Source organism: Pseudonocardia ailaonensis, assembly GCF_039531635.1.
GTDB lineage: Bacteria > Actinomycetota > Actinomycetes > Mycobacteriales > Pseudonocardiaceae > Pseudonocardia > Pseudonocardia ailaonensis.
The window spans coordinates 695,230-717,297 of sequence record NZ_BAAAQK010000005.1; the positions used below are offsets into that span (position 1 = coordinate 695,230).

The following is a 22,068-nucleotide window of genomic DNA, read 5'->3' on the forward strand; positions in this document are numbered from 1 at the left end:
CCCGTGGCTGGCGGGTGTTTCCGCTGCGAGTGAGGACAAGCGCTCGGCGATCCGTGGCTGGAGTCCCGGGCGACGACCGACCCCGCGCGGATCCGCCGAGCGTGGGCCCGAGGGCCGTTCGGCATCGGCACTGCCTGGCCCCTACGCCCCCGCGATTGTCGAGCTGGACCGATCCTCACGAACCTGATCGACGTCGCCCCGGCGGACATCGTCGAGAGCATGCGGCTCGAGGTCGCCTTCCGTCATGTGCATTGGGACCTCCATCTGCCGTACATCCGGCCGGTCGCCTACTTGACATTATCGTCAAATATCGATAGACCGCAGGGAGCCGGGTTGCGCCGCGGCCGTTCGCGGTTCGAGGAGGGCGCTCCTGCCGGCACGTCTCGACGAGGAGAGCTCATGTCATCCGATCAGCCCGTGGCGGGACGTGTCGCCGTGGTCACCGGGGCGGCGAGTGGTCTCGGGCGCGCAGTCGCGCTGAGACTGGCCGTGGCCGGCGCCGTCGTCGCCTGTGTCGACCGCGACGGCGCAGGCGCCGAGAAGACCGCGTCCGCCGTCGCCGAGCAGGGTGGCAGCGCCACGGCCCATACCGTCGACGTGGGGGACCGCGCCGCGATGGTCGCCACCGCGGACGAGGTAGCCGTGCGCCACGGCCGGATCGATATCCTGGTCAGCTCCGCGGGGATCATCCTCGACGTCCGGCTGCTCGACGTCGAGGAGTCCGAACTCGAGGCCGTCCTCGCCGTCAACACGAAGGGTGTGCTCTTCGGGTGCCAGGCGGTCGCACCGCATATGGAGAGCGTCGGCGGGGGAGCCATCGTCACGATGTCGTCCACCGCGATCGACTTCGCCGTGGCCGGCAACGGTCTCTACGCCATGTCCAAGGTCGCCGCGGCGCAGCTGTCCCGCACACTCGCCACCGAGCTCGGCCCGAGCGGGATCCGCGTCAACACCGTCGCGCCCGGGTTCGTCGAGACCCCGATGACCGAGCGCAACTTCCGCGGTGCGGACGGGGTCATCGACGAGGCGCGCCGGAACCAGGTGCTGGGTGCTCACCGGTCCGGCACCCCGCTGGGGCAGCTGTGCGAGCCGGAGGACATCGCGGACGCCGTCCTCTACCTTGTGTCGGACCAGGCGCGGCGGGTCACCGGTCAGGTCCTGCGCGTCAACGGTGGCATCTCGATGCCGCTCTGACCGTGCACTCGGAGGAGAAGGCTCAGTCCGAGAACGGACTTCCGGTCGCGGACGAGCTGAGGGACCTTAGTCGCCGCGGCTCCCTCGGTGGCGGCATTCGGACACGAGCCTCCCCGCGCTGCGTGCCGCGACGCGGCCGAGCGGACCGTCCAGCACACCGGGCGTGCTCAGCAGGGACATCGAGATCCGCTCCTCGCCGCCGCTCGTCGTTCGGGTGCACGGCCGGTGATGCCCTCGCCGTGCATCCTCGGCATACACAGCGGTGGCTACGTCTCTGGCTCCCGCGCCGCCCAGCACGCGCGGTTCACCCACTGGCGTGAGTCGTTCGGCTGCACCGGGGTCTCGGTCCAGTGGTCCCTCAGCGAGACGCCGTCCCGGTCCCGGATGTCGATCCGCAGCAGCGCGCCGGTGATGGCGTCGAAGCCCGTGGAGTACACGATGACGTCGAACTCGTAGGCTCCCGCCGCGGTCTCGGTGCCCATGCGCGTGACCCGCGTGACCGGCTCCTTGCGTAGGTCCACGAGCGTGACGTGGTCCTTGTTGTAGCCCTGCGGACCATGTCGCCGTACAGTTCGGACGCGGCCTTGTTGCCTCCGGGTCGCCGAAGGGGCGTCCCGTCAGCCCCACGCGGCGGACCAGCCGTCATGGTCGACCTTGCGCTGGATCTCCTCCGGCGTCGCCTTCAGGATGAGCGCGTCCTTCGGGAGGTCCTCGACCGTGATCTCGCCGACGTGCAGGGTCCCGGTGAACGATGCGGCCAGCATGCGGCGTAGCTCGGGATAGGTCGCTTGATCGTCTCCATCTCCGTGCGCTCGATCGGCCGGTTGCTTGCCGGCCTGGTGACCGCTGCCGACCGCTGGAAGAGGTGCAGCGACGCCGCCTGCTTGGCGATGTCCGGGATGACCTGCACCCCCGAGGACCCGGTCCCGACCACGGCGACCCGCTTGCCGGTGAAAGCCTCCGCGGGAGAAGGTGCTGGTCATGATGCTCACCCCGGCGAAGTCCTCGTGACCGGGGACCGACGGGGTGAGGGGCCGAGAGACCAGTCGCCGCCACGACGAACTGAGTGCTCGGGGTCTGCCCGTCGTCGGTGTGCAGGGTCCAGCCCGCGGTGGACTCGACGTACTCCGCGGCCGTCACGGTCGTCCCGAACCGCATGTCGCGGAGCAGGTCGAGCCGGCCGGGGACGAAGTTGAGGAAGCGCTCGAACTCGGGCTGGGTGGGCATCACCTCGCTCCAGTCCCACTCCTGCTGGATCTCGTCCGAGAAGCTGTAGGAGTACTCGATGCCGACACGTTGACCCGGGCGCCCGGGTAGCAGTTCCAAAATCACGTCCCGCCCGCGCCGGGAGCCTTCTCCAGCAGCAGCACCTCGAAGCCGCGCTCGCGCAGCTTGTGCAGCGCGTAGATGCCACCGAAGCCTGCTCCGACGACGACGAGCCGTTAAGCCTGCGGCACTGTAGTTCCCCTTCAGGTGGTGAAACTGATCGGTGGAGTTCTCAGGGGTGCATCTCGCTGACGCGCGAGTCGACGAACACGGTGCGGCAGCGGGCGCGGTCCATGAACCGCTCCTCGTCGGCGACCACGTCCGCGACCCACGCCGGTTTCTGCACCAGCTTCTCCCGGATGGCGTCGTAGGCCGCGCGGTCGGAGTACCAGACCTCGGTCACGGCGTCGAACGGCGGCTCGGCGGTCTCATCGTCGGTGAAGGACGGGGCGGGCCGCAGGTAGTGCCGTGCGTAGTGGACGATCCCGGACCCGCTCTTGTCCCGAGCGGCGTGCACGTTTTCGTAGTAGTCGACGAAGTCCTCCATCGACATCCCCGGCTTGCGCTTCACGAGCAGCATGACCTTGAACATCTGCGGACTCCTCGTCGAGTGGTGGGTGGTTCAGCGTCCGGGCCCGGCGGCCACGGGCGCAACCAGGGTGGAGTAGGTCTCCAGCTCGGTCAGGCAGTCGGCGAAGCTGCGCGCCCGCGACTCGATGCAGACGTGGGTCACGCCCGCGTCGGCATACCCGTCGAGCTGTGCCGCGAGGTGGTCCGCGTTCGCCCGGGCGTCCTTGCCGAGCAGGGGGGTGAAGCAGACGTCGAACTCGGCGGGGCGGCCTGCGTCGACACGCATCCGCCGGATCTCCGCGATCTCCTCGGGCAGCTGCACCGGCGTCAGCGGCGGCGTGCCGGTGACCTCGGCCATCGCGGCGGATTGCTCGAACGGCAGCCAGCCGTCCGCCCTGCTGCTGATGCGCCTCTTCGCCGGCCGTCCGTTCCCGCCGATCCAGATCGGCGGGCCCGCGGCCCCGCTCGGCCGGGGAAGCGCGACGTTGCCCGCCGCGGGGAACAGCCCGTCCGCGCAGACCGGCTCTCCGCTCCAGGACGCGCGCATCGCATCGATCGCGGCGTCGAACCGCGCGCCCCGGCCCGCGAACGTCCCTCCCAGCGCGGAGAACTCCTCCTGCATGTACCCGGCCCCCATCCCGGCGATCACGCGTCCTCCCGAAAGCACATCGAGGCTGGCGAGCGACTTGGCCATCAGGTAGGGGTTGCGGTACCCGGCGACCAGCAGGTTGGTGAGCAGCCGGATCCGGCTGGTGCGTGCCGCGGCGTAGGCCAGGGCGACGAACGGGTCGAACGCGTGGTGCCCGCCCTGGCTCACCCAGGTCTCCAGCGGGAAGGGGTGGTCCGTCGCGCTGAAGACGGCGAACCCGCACTCCTCGGCCGCGACGGCCAGGTCCGCGAGATCACCCTCGCCGACCCAGGCACCCCAGTGCTTGACGGCCCGGGTGGGGAACTGGAAGTTGAACTGCATCGCATCCTCACGCTGCTGGAGCGCCGCATCGTTGCGCCGGCCTGCCGTGGGCCCGCGGTGGTCGACGGAACGGGTCGTGGACGACCGATCCCTCTCGTTCTAGATGTGCTTGACGGGTATGTCAACTACGCTTGGTCGGTGGTGGTCACCGCGTCGCAGGTCATCGTGCTTCGAGGCCCGTGTCCCGAGGTCGCGTTAGGAGGTGGTCGCCGTCAGCTCTTGACGATTTCGTCAAAAGAGAGTTTCCTCATCCCGTCGACTCAAGCGCTTGCTGTGCCGGTGTCGAGCGCTTGGTCGTCCGCTGACGGTAAGTGAACCCTATTCAAGAATAGCGGCCCGCCGGGTCCGTACCGATGAGGCTGCCGCCGCATCGGCACGGGACACCACGACGCCGCTTCCCGTCCCGAGGTCGTGTCGGACGAGGGCTACTGCCGACTCGTGCGCCGCGGCCGGGTCGTATCGAGATCAGGAGTGTGGGCCGGTCGTGGTCGACGAAGCATTTGTCCGTGAGGCGGTCGAGCAGGCAGACCTCAACTCGCTGCGCATGGCCCTCTACCAGGCGACCGAGGATCCCGAGGTAGCGGCGCTCCGCAGCACCCGGATCATCGTCCGGGGCGGCGCCGGCGAGCTGGTGACCCTGACCAACGAGGACCAGGCGAAGCTCAAGGACCTCGCCGTGCGGTATCTAATGTCCCTGCAGGAGGGCGCGCCGCGCGACACCCGGATCCCGGACGCCGACCGGCGGGACGCGCTGATCCGGATGGCCGAGGCACGGGAGGTCTCCGACGACCTTCTGCGGATGCGGCGGACGCTGCTGTGCTTCGAGGAGTTCTCGCACCGGGCCGTGTGGAAGGATGGGACCGCCCCCGAGCTCCCCGCCGACTTCCGGGTGCTCATCGTGGGGTCGGGCCTCGCCGGGGTTGTGATGGGCGTGCAGCTCGAGCTGTTGGGCATCCCGTACATGATCTACGAGCGGCGATCCGAGGTGGGCGGCGTCTGGAGCATCAACACCTATCCCGACGCCCGTGTCGACACCCTCTCGTCGACCTACGAGTTCGGGTTCGAGAAGGACCACCGCTGGACCGAGTACTTCGCGCGGCAGAAAGAGGTCCGCCAGTACATCGAGGACGTCGCCCGCAAGCGGGGGGTCCTCGACAACATCCGGTTCGGGCACGACGTCAAGGAGCTCACCTTCGACGAGGCGACCTCCTGCTGGACGGTCCGCGCGGGGACCGCCGAGGGTGAGGCCGTGGCGGACTTCAACGTGGTCGTGAGCGCCGCCGGCCTGTTCGCCACGCCGCGCGAGCTCGACATCCCGGGTGTCGAGGACTTCAAGGGCGAGATCGTGCACTCCACGGCGTGGAGCGAGGAGAACAGCGCGCGGGGCAAGCGGGTCGCCGTCATTGGCAACGGCTCGACCGGGGTGCAGCTGCTGTCGCAGATCGCCGCCGAGGCCGACCAGGTCCACGTGATGCAGCGGACCCCGCAGTGGATCAGCCCCCGCGAGCACTACGGCGACCCGCTGAGCCCGCACGTGAGCTGGCTGCTCGACGCGATGCCGTGGTACTGGAATTGGAACCGCTATGTCGGCCAGATGCCGCTGCTCGACGCCCGCAAGCTCCTGATCCCGGACCCGGAGTGGCAGGCGAAGGGCGGCGCGGTCAGCGAGGTCAACGACACGATCCGCGCCGGCCTCGTCCAGTACATCAAGATGCAAGTGGGGGACCGGGAGGACCTGGTGGACCGCCTGGTCCCGGACTACGCCCCCCTCGCCCGGCGCCCTGTGGTCGACAACAACTGGTATAAGGCGCTGGTCCGGGACAACACCGAGCTCGTGACGGAGCCGATCAAGCGGATCGGGGCCCACGAGATCGTGACCGCCGACGGCACGTCGCGCGAGGTCGACATGATCGTCGCGGCGATCGGGTTCCAAACCGGGCGCTACCTGTGGCCGGCCGACTATCGGGGCCTGGGCGGGATCCGGCTCGAGGACGAGTGGGCGAAGCAGGGGGCCCAGGCGTACCTCGGCATGACCATTCCCGACTTTCCGAACATGTTCATGCTCTACGGGCCCAACTCCCAGCCGATCTCCGGCGGTGCCGGCCTGGTCAGCTGGTTCGAGATCTGGACCGCCTACATCAGCAAGGCCATCGTCGCCATGGTCGAGGGCGGCCACTCCTCGATGAACGTGCGCCGGGAGGTGCACGACGAGTACAACAAGCTCGTGCAGGAGACGGCCTCGGGGCTCGTCTTCCTTGCCGACGACGGTTCGCGGGCGAAGAACTACTACGTGAACGAGTGGGGGCGGCTGCAGGTGAACACGCCGTTCGAGGCCGAGGACTTCTACGACATGTGCGTCGAGCCCCGGCTGGACGACTTCGACCTCACCTGAATCAGGCGCGAAGGGGGCACGTCGGGTGGCCAGCCCGGGCACCGAGACGATCGTCGCCATCGTGGAGCGGTTCCATGCCGAGATGGGCAGGCTGACCCCGGACGAGGCGGCCGGCCTGTTCACCGCGGATGGCTACATACAGATGATGATGAAGTAGCCGTACGCCGGGCGGGCCGAGATTCGTCAGATGTCCTCCGTGTGGTCGGCCCACAACTCGGGGGCCGTCACCATCCCGCGGACGGTGACGGCCCAGGGTAACCGGGTCGTCGTCGAATGGCTCGACACCAGCGACCACAAGGGTAAGCACCACGAGCACCCGTGCTTCGGCGTCTTAGAGTTGGACGGCGAGAAGATCGCGGCCTGGCGCGTGTACTGCAGCCACTCCGTGCAGCGCGACCACGCCGGGCTCAAGCCGCCCACGAGGTGACGGATGCATGTAGGCGCGGTGTGCCGGAGGGGGCACACCGCCCCCGAACGGCCTTGCGGGGACTGCTCGGGCGACCCTGATCAGTGAGTTGACGTAAACGTCAATCGAACCAACGTGCGGGCGAATTCTATTCCACAGCCGGAGGTAGACAAATGACCCAGTTCATGAATGCACCGATCTTCGATGCAGACCAGCACATGTACGAGACCCCCGAGGCCCTGACCCGGTACCTCCCGGAGCGCTACCGCAAGGCCGTGCAGTTCGTGCAGGTCGGCAGGCACACGCGGATCGCGATCAACAACCACATCACCGAGTTCATCCCGAACCCGACGTTCGAGCGGGTCGCCGCCCCGGGCGCGTGGGAGCCGTTCTATTCGGGCAACAACGTCGAGGGCCTGACGCTGCGCGAGCTCTCGGGCAAGGGCATGGACTCGATCCCGGCGTTCCGGGAGCCGGAGCCCCGCATCGCCGTCATGGACGAGCACGGCGTTGACGAGGCACTCTGCTACCCCACCCTGGCGAACCTGGTTGAGCACACCGCGGCGAACGACCCGGAGCTGGTTGTCGCGATCATCCACGCGCTCAACCGCTGGATGCTCGACACCTGGAGCTTCTCCTACCAGGACCGGCTCTTCTCCACACCCGTGATCTCGTGCGCCCTCGTGGACGACGCGCGCCGTGAACTCGAGTACGCGGTGACGAACGGCGCCCGGGCGGTCCTGATCAAGCCCGCCCCGACCAAGGGCCTGCACGGTTGGCGGTCCCCGGCCCTGCCCGAGTTCGACCCGTTCTGGTCGGACGTCGCGGACGCGAACATGCCGGTCGTGCTGCACGGTAGCCAGCCGCCGCTGACGGACTACATCGACATGTGGGAGCCGCCGGCGACCAACGACTTCACCGCGGTGAGCTCGTTCCGCCAGGTCGTCCTGGGGCATCGCGAGATCGCGGACATGCTGACCAGCCTCATCTGCCATGGGACCTTCACCCGGTTCCCGAAGCTGCGGGTCGCGAGCATCGAGAATGGCAGTGCCTGGATCAAGCCGCTGTTCCACGACCTGCAGGACGCCCACGGGAAGATGCCGCAGACGTTCGAGGAGCACCCGCTCGACGTCTTCCGCCGCAACGTGTGGGTCAGCCCGTTCTGGGAGGGCTCCGTGGAGGACGTCGTGGAGACCGTGGGCTGGGACCGGGTCCTCTTCGGTTCCGACTACCCGCACCCCGAGGGGCTCACCGAGCCCCGCGGCTTCTACAAGTACGCCGAAGGCATGGACGAGAAGCGGGCCCGCGACTTCATGGGGGACAACGCGCGGCGGTTCCTAGGCATCCCGGTGCGCAACCCTGCGGCCGACGCGGCCTGAGGCGAGGGGCCACCGAGGCCCGAAGGATCGACGGGGAGGTCGAGAGCGTGAGAGCAGTCATCTTCGACGGTGGTTCGACGAAGCTCTGCGAGGATGTCGAGGTCCGGGCGCCGGGCATCGGCGAAGTGTCCGTGCGCGTGCACGCCAGCGGCGTCTGCCAGAGTGATCTCAGCGTGATCAAGGGGTCGCTTCCGTTCCCCGTGCCGGTCGTCCTGGGGCACGAGGGCGCGGGGGTCGTCGAGGAGGTCGGGCCGGGGGTGACCGGACTTGCCGTCGGCGACCACATCGTGCTGAGCACCCTGGCGAACTGCGGGGTGTGTCCGGCCTGCGTCACCGGGCGGCCCGGGATGTGCCGTAGCACCTTCGGGATCACCGAGACCCCGTTCCAGCGCGCCGGCGAGCCGCTGTACAACTTCGCGGCGCTGTCCACCTTCAGCGACCGGATCGTCGTCCGGGCGGGGCAGGCGGTGTCCATCCCGAAGCAGATCCCGTTCGCCTCGGCCTGCCTCATCGGCTGCTGCGTCCTCACCGGTGCCGGTGCAGTATTCAACCGGGCGAATGTCCAAGTGGGCGAGTCGGTGGCCGTCATCGGAGCCGGCGGCGTCGGGCTCAACGTCATCCAGGCGGCCCGGCTCGCCGGCGCCGCGTCGATCATCGCGATCGATGCGAACCCTGAGAAGGAGGCGGACGCACGCCGCTTCGGCGCCACCGCCTTCGTCGACCCGCGCGAGACCGACGCCGTGCGGGCGGTCCGCGACCTCACTAGAACCGGGGTGGCGCATGTCTTCGAGTGCGTGGGGCACCCGGACCTCGTCAGCCAGGCGGTCGAGATGACGGACTGGCACGGCCAGGTGATTCTCCTGGGAGTGGCGGGACCCGGTGCGGAGCTGTCCGTGCCGATGAGCGCGCTTTACCTCGACAAGTCCATCCTCGGCTGCCGGTACGGCTCCTCGCGGCCGGCCGCAGACGTGGCGCGCTACGTCGAGCTCTACGGGGCGGGCCGGTTGCTGCTCGACGAGCTCATCACGCGCACCTACCCGCTGGAGGCCTACGAGGACGCCATTGAGGACCTGCGCGCGGGCAAGCTCAACCGGGGGGTCCTCCAGCTGACGTAGCAGGGCTGAGGGGCAACGGCTTCCGCCGTGATCTCACCTGTCCAGGTCGGCGGAGCCGTCCGGGGTGCGACCGTCAGCCCGAGACGGTCCACGATCTCCTCGTCGGTCCACGTCCCCCGGAGGCCTCCTCGGGGCACTGCGACAACGCCAGGGCCACTTCTGTGATCACCTCGACCGGGTTGCAGTCGAACGTCCCGTCCCCCAAGGTGGGCCGCCGCGCCCTCGGTGAGGACCACCTTGGCCGGTTCGAGCGCGTTGACCCTGATTCCGCTCCCGTACAGCTCCACGGCGAGCACGTTCGAGTACCGGTTCAGCGCCGCCTTGGTGGCGCCGGGGGCCGCCGGTGGTTCCCATGGGCGACACCGCGAAAGGCGGTCCCGGCTACGAGCATGCGGCGGCGAAGGAGATGTTGACGATTTAGCCCCCGCCGCGGGCGCGCATCCCGGGGATCGCCGCCTGTGCGAGGTCGACGGGCGCGTGGAAGTTCACCTCGAACATCAGGCGCCGGTGGCGGGGCGCCATCTCGGCGGCTGGCAGGTGGATGCCTGCCGCGGCGTTGTTGACCAGGATGTCGACGGGGCCGCCCAGCTGCGCCGCCGCCAAGTCGACGATCTGGGACCGATCCGCCTCGTCCGTCAGGTCGGCGACCAGCGGCACGGCGACCGTCCCGTGTCGCGCGCAGCGGAAGACGGCCTCGTCCAGACCGCCGGCCAGGGGCTGTCGCCGGAGTTCATGGTGCGGCCGGTGAGGGCAACGGTTCGCCCCCGCGGCGGCGAACCGCTGCGCGATCGCGGCGCTGATGCTCTGGCTCGCGCCGGTGACGAGTGCGTTGCAGGCCTTGAGGGTGGTCGTCCTGTCCGTGTGCGGCAACGGGTGCGGAGACGTCTGGGGCGGGCTCCCGGCCTCCGGGAGCCCGCCCCTTGCTGACGGCGCGGCGTCCACTTCGGATGATGCGAGACCGCCCGATGGACCCGTACCCTTACTCCACCGGCGGCTTGAGCCCGGCGTCCTGGCCGCGTTCTGCGGCGTAGTCGTAGTACAGCCGCCACGCCGCGATCTTGTTCCCGTCGAACTCGAACATCGCGCACACGGGGATCTCGTAGTGCTTGCCGTTGTGGTCGGAGGTGTCGAGCCACTCGACGGCAACGCGGTTGTCCTGACCGGTGACGGTCCGCGGCACGGTGATGACGTCGGTGTAGTTGCTCGACCAGGCCGAGAACATCTGGTGGATCTCGTCCCGGCCGGAGTACGGCTCCTTCATCATCATCTGGATGTAGCCGTCGTCTTTGAAGAGGGCCGTGGCCTCGTCGGGGCTGAGCCGACCCATGTTCTGGTGGAAGTCCTCCACGATCTTGATGATTTCTTCGGTGGTCGTTTCCGACATCGTCGTCCCTTCCTGCGCGGGTTCCGAATGAGAGCCGCGCGAAACCGGAGCCGCGGGCCGCCGCGTGTGAACCGTTCCCAACGAGCCCTCAGCGCTCTGTGCGGGAGGGCTCGGGATCCTGCCCGGGCCGCGTCACGCTACAACTGCTTGACAGTTGTGTCAATCTGTGTTCGACGGATCTACCAGCAGCAATTCTCGATAGCATGTGCCTGGTCTGTTCGGGTTAGGTTCCACGAACGGTGGACGAGCTGGATGGTATCGCACTGTCCCATCGGCACTTGACGTTATCGTCAAGGACGGGTTGTCTACCCCAGACGGGCAACGGTTCGCGCGCATCCGGGCGGGCTGGAGCTGCCCGGACAGCTCCAGGAGAGGACCGACGTGACCGTGCCCGATGCGCGACGTGTACCCGCGCTTAGCCTGCAACTGGTAAATTTTGGGGCGGCTGCCCTCGATCCGGCCGCGCTGGTCCGCGTCGCCGTCGCCGCCGACGAGGCACGCGTCGACCGGCTGGTGGCCGTCGATCACGTCGTGATGGGGTCAGAGACCGATGCCTACTCATGGGGCCGGTTCCCGACCGGCCCCGACGAGCCGTGGCTCGAGCCGCTCACCGTGCTCGCGATGCTGGCGGGGCGGACCTCCCGGATCAGGCTGGCGACCGGTGTGCTCGTCGCGCCGCTCCGGAGCGGGGCCCTGCTCGCGAAGACCGCGGCGACGCTGGACGTGCTCTCCGGCGGGCGGCTAGACCTCGGCGTGGGGACTGGTTGGCAGGCGCGGGAGTACGAGGCGTCGGGCCTCGACTTTGCTAGGCGCGGCCACCTGCTGGACGAGACGCTGCAGACCGTCCGCGCCCTGTGGGACGACGCGCCCGCCTCGCTCGACCTGGGCCCGTCCCGGGCCGAGGACGTCTGGTGCTCGCCGCGCCGGCCCGACGTACCGATCTGGGTGTCGGGATCGCTCAGTCGGGCGGTGCTGAGGCGGATCATGCGGTTCGGGGACGCCTGGATCCCGATCATGGGGATGTCGAACCCGGAGCTGGCGGTCGCGGTGGTCGAGCTCCGGGCGGCGCTGCTCGCCGCGGGTCGGGACACCTCGGCCTTCCGCGTCGAGGGCAAGCTGTCCATGGCGCGGACCGAGGCGGGCGGGCTCGATGTCGCCGCCACGTTCGACCGGGCGTCGGAGCTCCTCGATGCGGGCGTGACCGACCTGTCGTTCCGGCTGACCTCGCTCGACCGTGACGAGGACGAGGCGTTGCGGCTCCTCCCCGGGTTCGTGTCGGCGTTCCACGACCGCTTCCCCGGCCTCGTTTCCGCCGGTGCCGCAGGGAGGGGCGGACTGTGAGCGCGGACCTCACCGCCGTCCGGGTCGCGACCCGTGCCCTGGCGGACGAGTACGCACACGCTGTGGACGTCCACGATCTCGACCGTGCGTCCGAGCTGTTCGCCCCCGAAGGAGCCCTGGTCGTCGCGGCCATCCGGTCGGGCGTGCGGGCGGAGGGCGAGTGGATTGAAATCGTCGGGCCTGCCGCGGTGCGGAAGGCCCTGGGTCGGACCGGTCCGGGCACGGCGACGATGCACGCCGTCGTTGGCTCGGTCGTGCGGGAGGGCGCCAGCCCCGGTCTCTACGAGGGGTCGGTGTCCGCCACCGCCCGACATGTGTCCGAAGAGGACCCCACCTCGGTCGAGACGTGGGTCATGCGGTACGCCGACCGGTACGTGAACCGGGACGGCCGCTGGTTGTTCACCCGCCGCCAGCTGCACCGGCTGTGGGTCGAGCGCCACCCGGTGACTGACTTCGTCCCCGGATGAGCCGGCCCGATCATCGAGCCGGCCCGCACGGCAGGTCCGGCCCGCCCCTGTCCTGCACACGTGATCGTGAGGTGTCAGATGTCGGCTGCGACTCCGTCGTCACTGCCCGCTGAGCGGCCCGGCTACCCGGCCGACGACGAGCTGGCCGCCCGGCGGCTGGCCGCGGCCGGTACGGAGCCGGACGCGGTACCCGGTATCGCCGTCGTGGACGGCGAGGTCGCGGGCGTTCCGTGCCGGACGCTCGAGGTGCGCGGGGCCACAGGACAGGAGGTGCTGGTCTACCTGCACGGCGGCGGGTTCAGGCTAGGCAGCCCGGTGGCGTACACCGCCTTCGCCGGCGCGCTGGTGGGGGCAGGTGTGGAGCGGATCGTGCTGGTCGACTACCGGCTGGCCCCCGAGCACCCCTTCCCGGCCGGTCTGCGGGACGCCCTGGCTGTTCTCGCCGCGGTGCGGTCCGCGTCCGGCACCGGCCGGGTGGTCCTGGCCGGTGACTCGGCGGGGGCGGGCCTCGCGTTGTCCGCCGCCCTCGTCGCGCGCGACGAGGGGCTGCCCGTGGACGGTCTGGTGCTGCTCTCGCCATGGCTGGACCTCCGGTGCGTGTCGGACACGTTCACCTCGCCGACGAACACCGACCGGATGTTTCCTCTGGACTCTGCCCGCCAGGCGGCGGAGACCTATCTGCAGGGCCACCGGGACGACGACCCGCTGGTCTCGCCGGTCCTCGCCGACGTCGTCGGCCTTCCTCCCACCGTAGTGCTGGTGGGGACGGGGGAGTCCCTGATCGGCGACGCCGCCGGGCTCGCGTCCAGGATGGCGCGGGCGGGGCAACAGGTGGACCTCTCGGTGCTGCCCGACGCCGTGCACTCGTGGCCCGTCGTGACCCCCGACTCGCCCCACACCGCGACCACCGTCGCGCGCATAGCTCATTTCGTCGGGCACGGGTGCGCGGCGAGACCCTAACTACTGTCGACGCGATTTGAGAGAAGCGTCAAATTGAGGCATCCGAAGTGGCTGTCCGGCGTACGGATCGATGCTCGGTATATGCATATTCTCGGCTCCGAGGGGAACTAGGCGGGCGTGGGTGGCAGCTTGACGACTTCGTCAGACAGTAGAATTCTATCTTGCCGGCGCCTGGTCGATCGGCTGCTCCATGAGAGCTCGGGATCACGTGTGTGAACTCGATGGAGAGTCGACTTGACGGAATCGACCGCTGCACGAAAAGTCCTGTTCCCCGGTGATCTGTCGACCGGATGGCCTGGAGCTGCGGCTCCTCACGCCTGACGACGGACCGGACCTCCAGGCCCGCTGCGCCACGACAGCGGCGCGGCCGGTCGCGGCCCGCACATCGAACGTCTGCTCGACCTCATCCAGCACTACTCGTCCTCAGTCGGCCGCGTAGTGCCGAGTCTGCTGCTCCAACTATTCCAGGAAGATCCGATGGCGGATCAGGCAAAGATGTCGCAGAAGCGACAACTGGTGGCGGCCAACTTCGGCCAGGCGCTCAAGTTCCTCGACTGGACGATCTTCGGTGTCTTCGCCCGGTCTGCTGAGCTGCAGTGCCTGAAGCCTCCTGCTGGCGGCGTCTATCGCCAACTTCGTGCTCGCGCTCAACACCGGCACCCAGCTCGCCAGGATGGCCGAGCAGTTCCCCACCCGCAGCGGTGGTCTCGCCATCAGCTCGTCGTCGCCTTCTCCGCCGCGATCTTCGGAGGCATCGCCTCGTACCTCAACACGTGGCTCAGCTCTCGCGGCTCCGCGAGCGTGTTCACCTGGTACGCCATCGGCATGTACGTACTGACGTTCCTGCTCATCCTGGCGTCGAAGGAGATTCGCGGGATCGCCCTGGACAAGGCCGGAGTGACCTCAGGCACGGAACCCGATGCAGACGAGGCAAGCAAGCGCTTGGTGAGATAGTCTGGCTCCGATTCCGGGCTCTACTGTCGTGGCGTCGCCGGGGTCCGCCCGGCGGCGCCACGGCGTCTGAGGAGGACAACTGTGCTCATGGCGGAGCGCGCGGTTCCCACATATCCGGCCACCCTGTGGGAGCTCATCGAGCAGAGGTCCAGGGAAACCCCCGGCGCGACGATGTATCTCGACGACCGGAGTCGGACGCTGACCTTCGGGCAATACCGCGACCGATGCGAGGCCGTCGCGGCGGGACTCGCGGTGGAGCACGGCGTCCGGCCCGGCGACCGCGTCTCCTGGCAGCTGCCCACCGGGCTCGAAGCCATGGTGCTGCTCGGGGCGCTCGCGCGCCTGGGTGCGGTCCAGAACCCGATCATCCCCATGCTGCGGCATGCGGACGTCGATGCAATCGCGCGCCAGGTCGGACCCCGGCTGTTCGTCGTCGCCGACAGGTTCCGCGGTTTCGACCACGCCGCCATGGCGTCCGAGCTCTCGGCCACCCATGGTTTCGACGTCCTCACGCTGCCGTGGGAGGGTCACGACGGCCGCGGGCTGGCGCTGCCGGTCGGGGACCCCGACGCGCTGCCCCCGGCGCCCGCCGCGGACGGAGTGCGGTGGATTTACCACTCGTCGGGCACCACGGCGGAGCCCAAGGGAATCCTGCACACCGACCGCTCCGTGATGAGCGGCGGCACTGGCTTCACCGTGCGGTGGGGCCTCGGACCGTCGGACGTCTGGCCCATCGCCTTCCCCGTCAGTCACATCGGCGGCGCGAACAACCTGGCCAACCAGCTGGTCTGCGGGCACGTTATAGCCCTGTTCTCCACGTTCGACCGCGAGCGGACGCCTCGCCTGATGGCGGAGGTGGGTGCAACCCTGCTGGGGTCGGCGTCCCCCTTCTTCGCGGCCTACCTGAACGCCCAGCAGGCTTCCGACGACCGGCTTTACCCGCGGCTGCGGGCCTGCGTCAACGGCGGTGCACCCAAGAGCGCCGAGATGCATGCGCGGGTCCGCGCCGAGCTCGGTGGCAAGGGCATCCTCGGCTCGTACGGGCTGACCGAATTCCCGATCGCGACCGTGGCGTCCTTCGACGACTCCGACGAGCTTGTGGCCCACACCGAAGGGCGGGCCGTGCCCGGCGTCGAGATGCGCACAGTGGACTCGGCGGGCCGGGACGTCCCGGCGGGGGAGGAGGGCGAGGTCCTCCTGCGTGGCCCTCAGGCCTTCGCGGGCTATCTCGGTCCGGCTCCCGAGGACGTCGTGACGCCGGACGGGTTCGTGCGGACCGGGGACTTGGGTGTCATCGAGATCACCGGCCACCTGCGCATCACCGGGCGGCTCAAGGACATCATCATCCGCAACGCCGAGAATATCTCCGCTCTCGAGCTGGAGCAGGCCGTCGCCTCGCACCCCGGGGTCGGGGACGTCGCAGTCATCGGGCTGCCGGACGTCAGCTACGGGGAGCGGGCCTGTGCGGTCGTCGTGGTGGCGGAAGGCCGGGTGGTACCGACGCTGTCAGAGCTGCGCGAGCACTGCCTGGCGCTCGGGCTGCCGGCGCAGAAGGTCCCGGAACGGCTCGAGGTCGTCGACGTCCTGCCGCGGTCGTCGCTGGGCAAGGTGCAAAAGCGGGACCTGCGAAGCCGGTTCAGCGCGCCCGCGGCGCGGTCCACCAGCTGAACACCACGTGGCCCGTCCGGCCGGATCCGGGGTCACGGAGCATCGGAACGAGCATCGACCGGGAGGTCAGAGTGAGAGCCGTTGACGGCGCACAACCTGTGATCGTGGCGGCCACGCGGTCACCGATCGGGCGCGCGGGGAAGGGCTCCCTGCGCGACGTTCGAGCGGACGACCTGGCGGCGCAGATTGTGCGAGCCGCCCTCTGTCAGGTGCCGGAGCTCGACCCGGCCACAGTCGACGATCTCCTGATCGGCTGCGGCCAGCCCGCCGGAGAGCAGGGTTACGGGCTCGGGCGGGCGGTGTCCGTCCTGCTTGGTCTGGACAGTGTTCCCGGGGCGACTGTGCAGCGGTACTGCGCCTCCAGCGTGCAGACCACCCGTATGGCGGCTCACGCGATCCGTGCCGGGGAGGCGGACGTGATCATCTCCGCCGGGGTCGAGTGCGTGTCCCGGTACGGAAGGGGCAAGGCCGACGGCATGCCGGACACACGCAACCCGCTGATGGCGCCCGCCGCGGAACTGTCCGCGCGCCGGATCACGGAGGGCGAGCCCTGGAAGGACCCCAGGCTCGACGGCGAGCTGCCGGACCTGTACGTCGCGATGGGCCTGACGGCGGAGAACGTCGCCAAGCTGTGCGGCGTCGGACGGAACGCCCAGGACGAGTTCGCGGCGCTGAGCCAGAACCGTGCCGAGGCGGCCATCGCGTCGGGCTTCTTCGAGCGTGACATCACCCCCGTCACGCTCCCGGACGGCACGGTCGTGCGCACCGACGACGGACCGCGGGCGGGCGTCACCGCGGAGAAGCTGGCGTCGCTGGCGCCCGTCTTTCGTGAGGACGGGACCGTGACCGCGGGGAACTGCTGCCCGCTGAACGACGGGGCCGCCGCCCTCGTCGTCATGTCGGAGACCAAGGCTGCCGCCCTCGGTGTGGCGCCGCTGGCCCGGGTCGTCTCCACCGGGGTGTCCGCGCTGAGCCCGGAGATCATGGGCCTCGGTCCGGTGGACGCCGTGGAAAGGGCACTCCGGCACGCCGGCATGGTCGTCGGCGACATCGACCTGATGGAGCTCAATGAGGCCTTCGCCGCGCAGGTGCTGCCGTGCGTGGATCGCATCGGGATCGACATGGACCGCGTCAACACGCGCGGCGGGGCGATCGCGCTCGGGCATCCGTTCGGGCAGACCGGCGCCCGCCTGACGACGACGCTGATCCACGGCCTCCAGGAGTCCGATCTGGAACGCGGCGTGGTGACCATGTGCGCTGCGGGTGGCCAGGGCATGGCGATGGTGATCGAACGGGTCGACTAGGCCCGTCACGACAAAGCGCCGGCACCCCGAGTTCCCCGGGGCGCCGGCGCTTTGTCGTGACGGCCTCAGAGACGTCGGATGCTGTCGGCGTGGAGCAACGGGCCACGCCGGCCGCATCGGCAGTCCGAGTCAATCGTGCCCGGTCGCCGCCGAGTAGTCCGCCCCAGCAGCTCGCGGAGTTGAGCTCGAGCAGGGATCCGACCCGACCGCACCCCCGCCGGGGGAGAGCCGTGCTGGTGTCCGGGTGAGCAGGTACGGGACGATGGCCGGCGGGACGTGGTACATGCCCTCCCCGCAGCGTCCCACCGGCCGGTGATCTCGGACATCCCCCACTGCGAGGTCACGTTCTCCCGACCGACTCCGGTGACGTCGTGGAGCTGTGACATTCAGTCGGCCGGGAGGGTCACGCCGTCCTTCACCCCGCACCAGGTTCTCGGTCCAACGCTGGGTCAGCTCCGGGAAGGACCGCAGGTACTCCTAGACCTTCGCCCGATGCGCGGCGACGCGCGGGTCCCGCAGACAGGTGTCGAGGGTGCCCTGGATCTTGGCGATGCGCAGGCGGCCCTGTGCGATGTGGAACTCGGGGCTGTGGAACAGGTCGAGGACCTGCACGGGCCTGGTGCGGTGCCGCTCCTCGAGTCTGTCGTAGATGGCCTGGGTGATGGGGTAGAGGAGGCGGGGACTCAGCGCGAAAAGGTGACCTCGTCGGCCTCGAAGCGCTGGAAGAGCGGCCGGTTGCGGTAGACCACGTCGTCGACCGTGGTGTCGCGGTGCAGGCGGGACCCGGGGGACCAGGGACAGGGTCCCGGTGGTGCCCGTGGAATGGCACACGAACAAGTCGCCTGATCGTCGAGCCGCCGGCACCACTCGGTGAGCCCGGAACAGCCGGTCATGTCCACCTCGGACAGGTCGACCGACGTGAGCCGGTCCAGCCACCGGGCCAGTCCCGGGAAGTCCCCCGCGTCGACCAGCGCAGGGTCGTAGTCCTTGTAGACGTCTGTGTCGTACAGGACGGGGCACGTAGTCGTCGAGGTCCGTGAACCGCGCCGGATCGTGTCCGTCGACGATCTCGGCGAGCGCCGGGATCCTGTCCGCCAGCAGGTCATCGACGTGGTCGACCTCGGTGATCCCGCGTTGTTCGGCGGCACGCCGGACCGTCGGGATCCCGTCGACTGCGGCGAGCTGGAGATCGCCGAACGCTGGCGCCGCCAGCGCGTCCATGACCGCGGGCTCCTGGTCGACGATGGTCCGCGGGTCCCGTAGGAACTCTCGGGAGGCGCTCTGCACGTCGTCCACACTGTCTCCATCGGTTCGGGCCCGGCGTACGGACGCTCAGGTCGTGGCGCGCCGGCGGAGCGCCGCCTTGTCGACCTTCCCCGTGTCGGCACGGGGGAGCTCGGGGACCACCGCCACGGTGCGGGGGACCTTGAAGTTGGCGAGCCGGGTGCAGCACCAGGCGACGAGGTCGTCGGGTCCCAGGGCCTCGGCGCGGTGGCGGAGCACCACGAAGGCTTGGCCGGACTCGCCCATGCGGTCGTCCGGAACGCCGATGACCGCAGCCTCGGAGACGGCCGGATGCCGGCAGAGAACCTCCTCGACCTCGGCCGGCGCGACGTTGAACCCGCCGACGATGAACATGTCGCCCATCCGGCCGGTGATGTGCAGGTTGCCGTCGGCGTCGAGGTAGCCGAGGTCCCCGGTGTGCAGCCGGCCCTCGGCGTCGACGGCCTTCGCCGTCGCCACAGGGTCGTCGGTGTACCCGAACATGATGTTCTCGCCGCGCACCAGGATCTCGCCGTGCTCGGAACCGTCGACCGCTGCGATGGTGACCTCGACCCTAGGCATCGCGCGGCCGCTTGTGTGCTCGACGACCTCGTCGGGATCGTCCGGGCTGCACATAGTCGCGAAACCGCATGCCTCGGTCAGCCCGTAGGCGGTGACGATGTCCCGGAAGCCGAGCTCGTCCCGCATCCGGCGGATGAGCTGGGAGGGGATGACCGACGCCCCGGTGACCGCCAGCCGCAGCGTGGAGATGTCCCGATCCGCCCGGGCTGGGTGGTCCAGGAGCGAGGAGTACAGGGTGGGTGGCCCCGGTATGCCGGTGACCCGTTCGCGTTCGATCAGGTCCAGGGCCTCGCCGGCGTCGAACCTGCGCACCGCGAGCGCGGTGGCCCCCCGGATGATGCACGCGTACAGGCCGGCGTTCAGCCCGAACCCGTGGAAGAAGGGGTTGACCAGCAGGTACCGGTCGCCGGCCCGCAGGCGGAGCCCGGCGGTGTACGTGGCGATCGTGCGCACCATCTGCCCATGGCGCTGCAGGACGCCCTTCGGCTTCCCGGTGCTGCCGGAGGTGAACATGATCTGCAGCAGGGTGTCCGGCCCGACGGCCCGGGAGGCCCCTTCGACGGCGGTGCGGTCGGTGGTCGCGCTGCCGTCGAGGAAGCTCTCCCAGGACAGGCCCAGGTCCGTGGGGGTGAACGACACCCGCGTGTGCAGCAGGGGGAGGGGCTCGGCCCCGTCCAGCATCGAGAGGTACCCCGTGCCCAGGAAGCCGTCCTCGACGAAGAGCGCGACCGCGCCGCTCCGGGCGAGGATTCCCTGCGCCTCCTCGCCCCGGTACCGCGAGTTGACCGGCACCAGGGTGGCTCCGATGTGGACCACGCCGAGCGCAGCGAGCGCCCAGCGGACCGAGTTCGGTGCCCAGACGGCGACCCGGTCCCCCGGGCGGACGCCGCGGCTGAGCAGAGCGGCGGCCACTCGCTCCACCTCGACGAGGAGGGCTCGGTAGTCCAGCCGATGCTCGCTGTCGACGACCGCCTCCACCGAGGGGTGGAGCGCGGCCGCACGCCGCAGGGCGCCCGGCAGGCAGTCGTGCTCGCTGGGCTCGTCGAGGAGGGCGCCGGCGCCCGCGCCGGCCTCCCGTCCTGCTGTCATGGGCCGCCTTTCATAGCGTTCGTGAGCCGTCCGCCGTTGCGCCGCGCTCATTGCCAAGCAATCGCTTGCTAGGCTAGGTTGAGCGCGAGCCCCTGGTCAAGGCGGGCTCCGGCCCGGGTGCCCCCGTCAGAGAGTCGAAGGGTACTGGAACTTCACGTCCACGCCGCCGTCCACGACGAGGGTCCGGCCGGTGATGTAGCTCGACAGGTCACTGGCGAGGAAGAGGGCGGCGGAGGCGACCTCGGAGGTCGCGCCCATCCGCCCGAGCGGGGCGTTCTCGGAGTTCGCCCGGCGGAGGTCGTCGGTGAACACCGCGTCCATACGAGGGCTGAGGATGCTGCCCGGGGCGACCGCGTTCGCGCGGATGTTCTTCGGGCCGAGCTCCTGCGCTAGCGAGCGGACCCAGCCCGACAGGCCGGCCTTCGCCGCACCGTACGCGGCGTGCATCGGTGCACCCGTCAGGCCGCTCACGGAGCCGACGAAGACCATGCTGCCGCCGCCCGCCGCGGCCATGCGGCGGCCGAGCTCCTGGGAGAGGAGGAACGCGTGCCGCAGGTTGATGTCGATCTGCCAGTCGAACGTCTCGTCCGACATGTCGAGGATCGACTCCCACTTGGCCATGCCGATGATGTCGACGAACCCGTCGATCCCGCCGAGCTCCTCGTCGACGAAGGTGCCCAGGGCCGCGGCTCCCTCGCGGGTGGTCACGTCTCCGGTCCAGGGGTGGGCGACGGTGCCGACCTCCTCGGCGATCTCCTTGGCCCGGTCCGCGTCGACGTCGACGCAGACGATCGCGGCGGCGCCCGCCTGGGCCAGGGCGTGGGCGGTCTGGCGGCCCATGCCGACGCCGGCGCCGGCGACGACGTAGCGCCGGTCGTCTAGCCGGAGCAGACCGACGAAGTCGGGGACGGGGGACGAGTCGGTGGCGGTCACGCTGCTGCTCCAGTGCTGGTGTTCACGTCTGGCTCCTCAGTGAGTCCGGGTCGGTGGGACGACGGCCCACGCCGTCGTGGACCGTCCGCCGCGCCTGACCGCCGGTCGGGCGCGGTTTCTGACGCCCCGTTCACCAGCGGGGTGACGGGGGTGTCAGTTGTCGAGGGTGGCGAGCAGGATGTCGATGACGGCGCCCCTGACCTCGTCGTCCTCCATTGGGAGGGGCTCGACCCGCAGCTGGTGCCACGTCCGGTCAAGCAGTGACTTGAAGGCCATGCCGAGGGCCTCCGGTGTCTCCGTCGGGACGTTCTGCCTGGCTCTCAGTCCGACGCCGAGAAGAAAGCAGCACCGCACGGTCATCCGGGTGGAATCGGCCCGCACCTCGTCACTGTCGGGTGTGGTGTTGGCCGAGAGGACGAACGCGCCGTGCAGATCGAGAAAGGCGAAGTACCGAAGCACCCAGCTGTCGACGTCCGCGCGGGTGCACGGACGGGACATTTCCTCCCAGGCCGAGAAGATGGCGAGGTTCTCTCGGTACGCGGTGCGCCCGAGCAGGTAGAAGACCTCGAGCTTGTCCTTGAAGTACGTGTAGAAGCCCGCCCGGGAGATGTTGCAGGCATCCGTGATGTCCGCGATGCGCGTTCCCGCATACCCCTTGGTCAGGAAAAGCGTGCGGGCGGCGTCCACGATCGAGTCCCGCGTCCGAATGGCGCGTTCGCCGAGCTGTGCCTCGGCGGCGTCCTGTTCGACGTCCGTTCCAGGAAGGGTCATGTTGCGCCGTCCTTGGTCTGGCCTGGTCCGAATTCGGAGTCTAGCCGTCCGGACGGCAAC

23 protein-coding genes and 1 pseudogene are annotated in these 22,068 nt (G+C 69.6%); 13 read left to right on the forward strand and 11 right to left on the reverse strand.

Annotation, left to right across the window (positions count from 1 at the left end):
• Window positions 1-399: 399 nt before the first annotated feature.
• Window positions 400-1,194 carry an SDR family NAD(P)-dependent oxidoreductase gene (locus ABD324_RS12020; RefSeq protein ID WP_344415579.1) on the forward strand — a complete coding sequence of 265 codons (795 nt, stop codon included), beginning with the start codon at window positions 400-402 and terminating at the stop codon, window positions 1,192-1,194.
• A gap of 266 nt (window positions 1,195-1,460) precedes the next feature.
• On the opposite strand, the gene ABD324_RS12025 is transcribed toward ABD324_RS12020, so the two are convergent.
• From ABD324_RS12025 to ABD324_RS12040, 5 genes and pseudogenes are all read right to left on the reverse strand, one after another.
• A complete protein-coding gene (locus ABD324_RS12025) occupies window positions 1,461-1,715 on the reverse strand; it encodes a hypothetical protein (protein ID WP_344415581.1) in 255 nt (84 codons plus the stop codon).
• Between the two features lie 96 nt (window positions 1,716-1,811).
• Window positions 1,812-1,958, reverse strand: coding sequence for a hypothetical protein (locus ABD324_RS12030; protein WP_344415582.1), 147 nt, complete (start codon window positions 1,956-1,958; stop codon window positions 1,812-1,814).
• A 564-nt stretch (window positions 1,959-2,522) separates the two neighbouring features.
• Window positions 2,523-2,621: pseudogene (locus ABD324_RS37200) on the reverse strand (NAD(P)-binding protein); the annotation flags it as partial.
• Window positions 2,622-2,692: 71 nt separating this feature from the next.
• Window positions 2,693-3,052, reverse strand: a complete 360-nt coding sequence (locus ABD324_RS12035; protein ID WP_344415584.1) for an EthD domain-containing protein — start codon at window positions 3,050-3,052, stop codon at window positions 2,693-2,695.
• A gap of 30 nt (window positions 3,053-3,082) precedes the next feature.
• Window positions 3,083-4,000, reverse strand: a complete 918-nt coding sequence (locus tag ABD324_RS12040; RefSeq protein WP_344415586.1) for an LLM class F420-dependent oxidoreductase — start codon at window positions 3,998-4,000, stop codon at window positions 3,083-3,085.
• A 484-nt stretch (window positions 4,001-4,484) separates the two neighbouring features.
• On the opposite strand from ABD324_RS12040, the gene ABD324_RS12045 reads away from it, so the two are divergent.
• From ABD324_RS12045 to ABD324_RS12065, 5 genes are all read left to right on the forward strand, one after another.
• A complete protein-coding gene (locus tag ABD324_RS12045) occupies window positions 4,485-6,392 on the forward strand; it encodes a flavin-containing monooxygenase (RefSeq protein WP_344415589.1) in 1,908 nt (635 codons plus the stop codon).
• 25 nt (window positions 6,393-6,417) lie between these two features.
• Window positions 6,418-6,549 (forward strand): hypothetical protein, encoded by a 132-nt coding sequence (locus tag ABD324_RS12050; RefSeq protein ID WP_344415591.1) that lies wholly within the window; start codon window positions 6,418-6,420, stop codon window positions 6,547-6,549.
• A gap of 30 nt (window positions 6,550-6,579) precedes the next feature.
• Window positions 6,580-6,819 carry a nuclear transport factor 2-like protein gene (locus ABD324_RS12055; RefSeq protein WP_344415593.1) on the forward strand — a complete coding sequence of 80 codons (240 nt, stop codon included), beginning with the start codon at window positions 6,580-6,582 and terminating at the stop codon, window positions 6,817-6,819.
• Between the two features lie 152 nt (window positions 6,820-6,971).
• The gene (locus tag ABD324_RS12060) at window positions 6,972-8,177 is read left to right on the forward strand and encodes an amidohydrolase family protein (RefSeq protein ID WP_344415595.1); all 1,206 of its coding nucleotides are present in this window, start codon (window positions 6,972-6,974) and stop codon (window positions 8,175-8,177) included.
• A 47-nt stretch (window positions 8,178-8,224) separates the two neighbouring features.
• The gene (locus tag ABD324_RS12065; protein WP_344415597.1) at window positions 8,225-9,292 is read left to right on the forward strand and encodes a Zn-dependent alcohol dehydrogenase; all 1,068 of its coding nucleotides are present in this window, start codon (window positions 8,225-8,227) and stop codon (window positions 9,290-9,292) included.
• A gap of 417 nt (window positions 9,293-9,709) precedes the next feature.
• Here ABD324_RS12065 and ABD324_RS12070 read toward each other — a convergent pair whose 3' ends face one another.
• Both ABD324_RS12070 and ABD324_RS12075 read right to left on the reverse strand, forming a co-directional pair.
• The gene (locus ABD324_RS12070) at window positions 9,710-10,162 is read right to left on the reverse strand and encodes an SDR family NAD(P)-dependent oxidoreductase (RefSeq protein ID WP_344415599.1); all 453 of its coding nucleotides are present in this window, start codon (window positions 10,160-10,162) and stop codon (window positions 9,710-9,712) included.
• A gap of 109 nt (window positions 10,163-10,271) precedes the next feature.
• Window positions 10,272-10,676, reverse strand: a complete 405-nt coding sequence (locus tag ABD324_RS12075; protein ID WP_344415601.1) for a nuclear transport factor 2 family protein — start codon at window positions 10,674-10,676, stop codon at window positions 10,272-10,274.
• Between the two features lie 381 nt (window positions 10,677-11,057).
• Between ABD324_RS12075 and ABD324_RS12080 the strand changes: the two genes are divergently transcribed.
• From ABD324_RS12080 to ABD324_RS12105, 6 genes are all read left to right on the forward strand, one after another.
• Window positions 11,058-12,017, forward strand: coding sequence for a TIGR03619 family F420-dependent LLM class oxidoreductase (locus tag ABD324_RS12080; RefSeq protein WP_344415603.1), 960 nt, complete (start codon window positions 11,058-11,060; stop codon window positions 12,015-12,017).
• Entirely contained in the window at window positions 12,014-12,484 is a 471-nt protein-coding gene (locus ABD324_RS12085) for a nuclear transport factor 2 family protein (protein WP_344415605.1), read from the forward strand. Before ABD324_RS12080 ends, ABD324_RS12085 begins: the two co-directional genes overlap by 4 nt.
• 78 nt (window positions 12,485-12,562) lie before the next feature.
• Window positions 12,563-13,444, forward strand: coding sequence for an alpha/beta hydrolase fold domain-containing protein (locus ABD324_RS12090; RefSeq protein ID WP_344415607.1), 882 nt, complete (start codon window positions 12,563-12,565; stop codon window positions 13,442-13,444).
• A gap of 477 nt (window positions 13,445-13,921) precedes the next feature.
• On the forward strand, window positions 13,922-14,398 hold the full coding sequence (locus ABD324_RS12095) for a hypothetical protein (RefSeq protein ID WP_344415609.1): 477 nt from the start codon (window positions 13,922-13,924) through the stop codon (window positions 14,396-14,398).
• 87 nt (window positions 14,399-14,485) lie between these two features.
• On the forward strand, window positions 14,486-16,066 hold the full coding sequence (locus tag ABD324_RS12100) for a class I adenylate-forming enzyme family protein (RefSeq protein WP_344416370.1): 1,581 nt from the start codon (window positions 14,486-14,488) through the stop codon (window positions 16,064-16,066).
• Window positions 16,067-16,137: 71 nt separating this feature from the next.
• Window positions 16,138-17,370 (forward strand): acetyl-CoA C-acetyltransferase, encoded by a 1,233-nt coding sequence (locus tag ABD324_RS12105; protein ID WP_344415611.1) that lies wholly within the window; start codon window positions 16,138-16,140, stop codon window positions 17,368-17,370.
• 477 nt (window positions 17,371-17,847) lie between these two features.
• Here ABD324_RS12105 and ABD324_RS12110 read toward each other — a convergent pair whose 3' ends face one another.
• A complete protein-coding gene (locus ABD324_RS12110) occupies window positions 17,848-17,982 on the reverse strand; it encodes a hypothetical protein (protein WP_344415614.1) in 135 nt (44 codons plus the stop codon).
• Between the two features lie 387 nt (window positions 17,983-18,369).
• Here ABD324_RS12110 and ABD324_RS12115 point away from each other — a divergent pair, with 387 nt between their 5' ends.
• A complete protein-coding gene (locus tag ABD324_RS12115) occupies window positions 18,370-18,633 on the forward strand; it encodes a hypothetical protein (protein WP_344415616.1) in 264 nt (87 codons plus the stop codon).
• A 69-nt stretch (window positions 18,634-18,702) separates the two neighbouring features.
• Here ABD324_RS12115 and ABD324_RS12120 read toward each other — a convergent pair whose 3' ends face one another.
• The 3 genes from ABD324_RS12120 to ABD324_RS12130 form a co-directional block, all read right to left on the reverse strand.
• Window positions 18,703-20,304, reverse strand: coding sequence for an AMP-binding protein (locus tag ABD324_RS12120; protein WP_344415618.1), 1,602 nt, complete (start codon window positions 20,302-20,304; stop codon window positions 18,703-18,705).
• Between the two features lie 126 nt (window positions 20,305-20,430).
• Window positions 20,431-21,237 carry an SDR family NAD(P)-dependent oxidoreductase gene (locus ABD324_RS12125; RefSeq protein WP_344415620.1) on the reverse strand — a complete coding sequence of 269 codons (807 nt, stop codon included), beginning with the start codon at window positions 21,235-21,237 and terminating at the stop codon, window positions 20,431-20,433.
• Between the two features lie 153 nt (window positions 21,238-21,390).
• Window positions 21,391-22,008: a TetR/AcrR family transcriptional regulator gene (locus tag ABD324_RS12130; RefSeq protein ID WP_344415623.1), complete on the reverse strand. Its 618-nt coding sequence runs from the start codon at window positions 22,006-22,008 to the stop codon at window positions 21,391-21,393.
• Window positions 22,009-22,068: the final 60 nt, after the last annotated feature.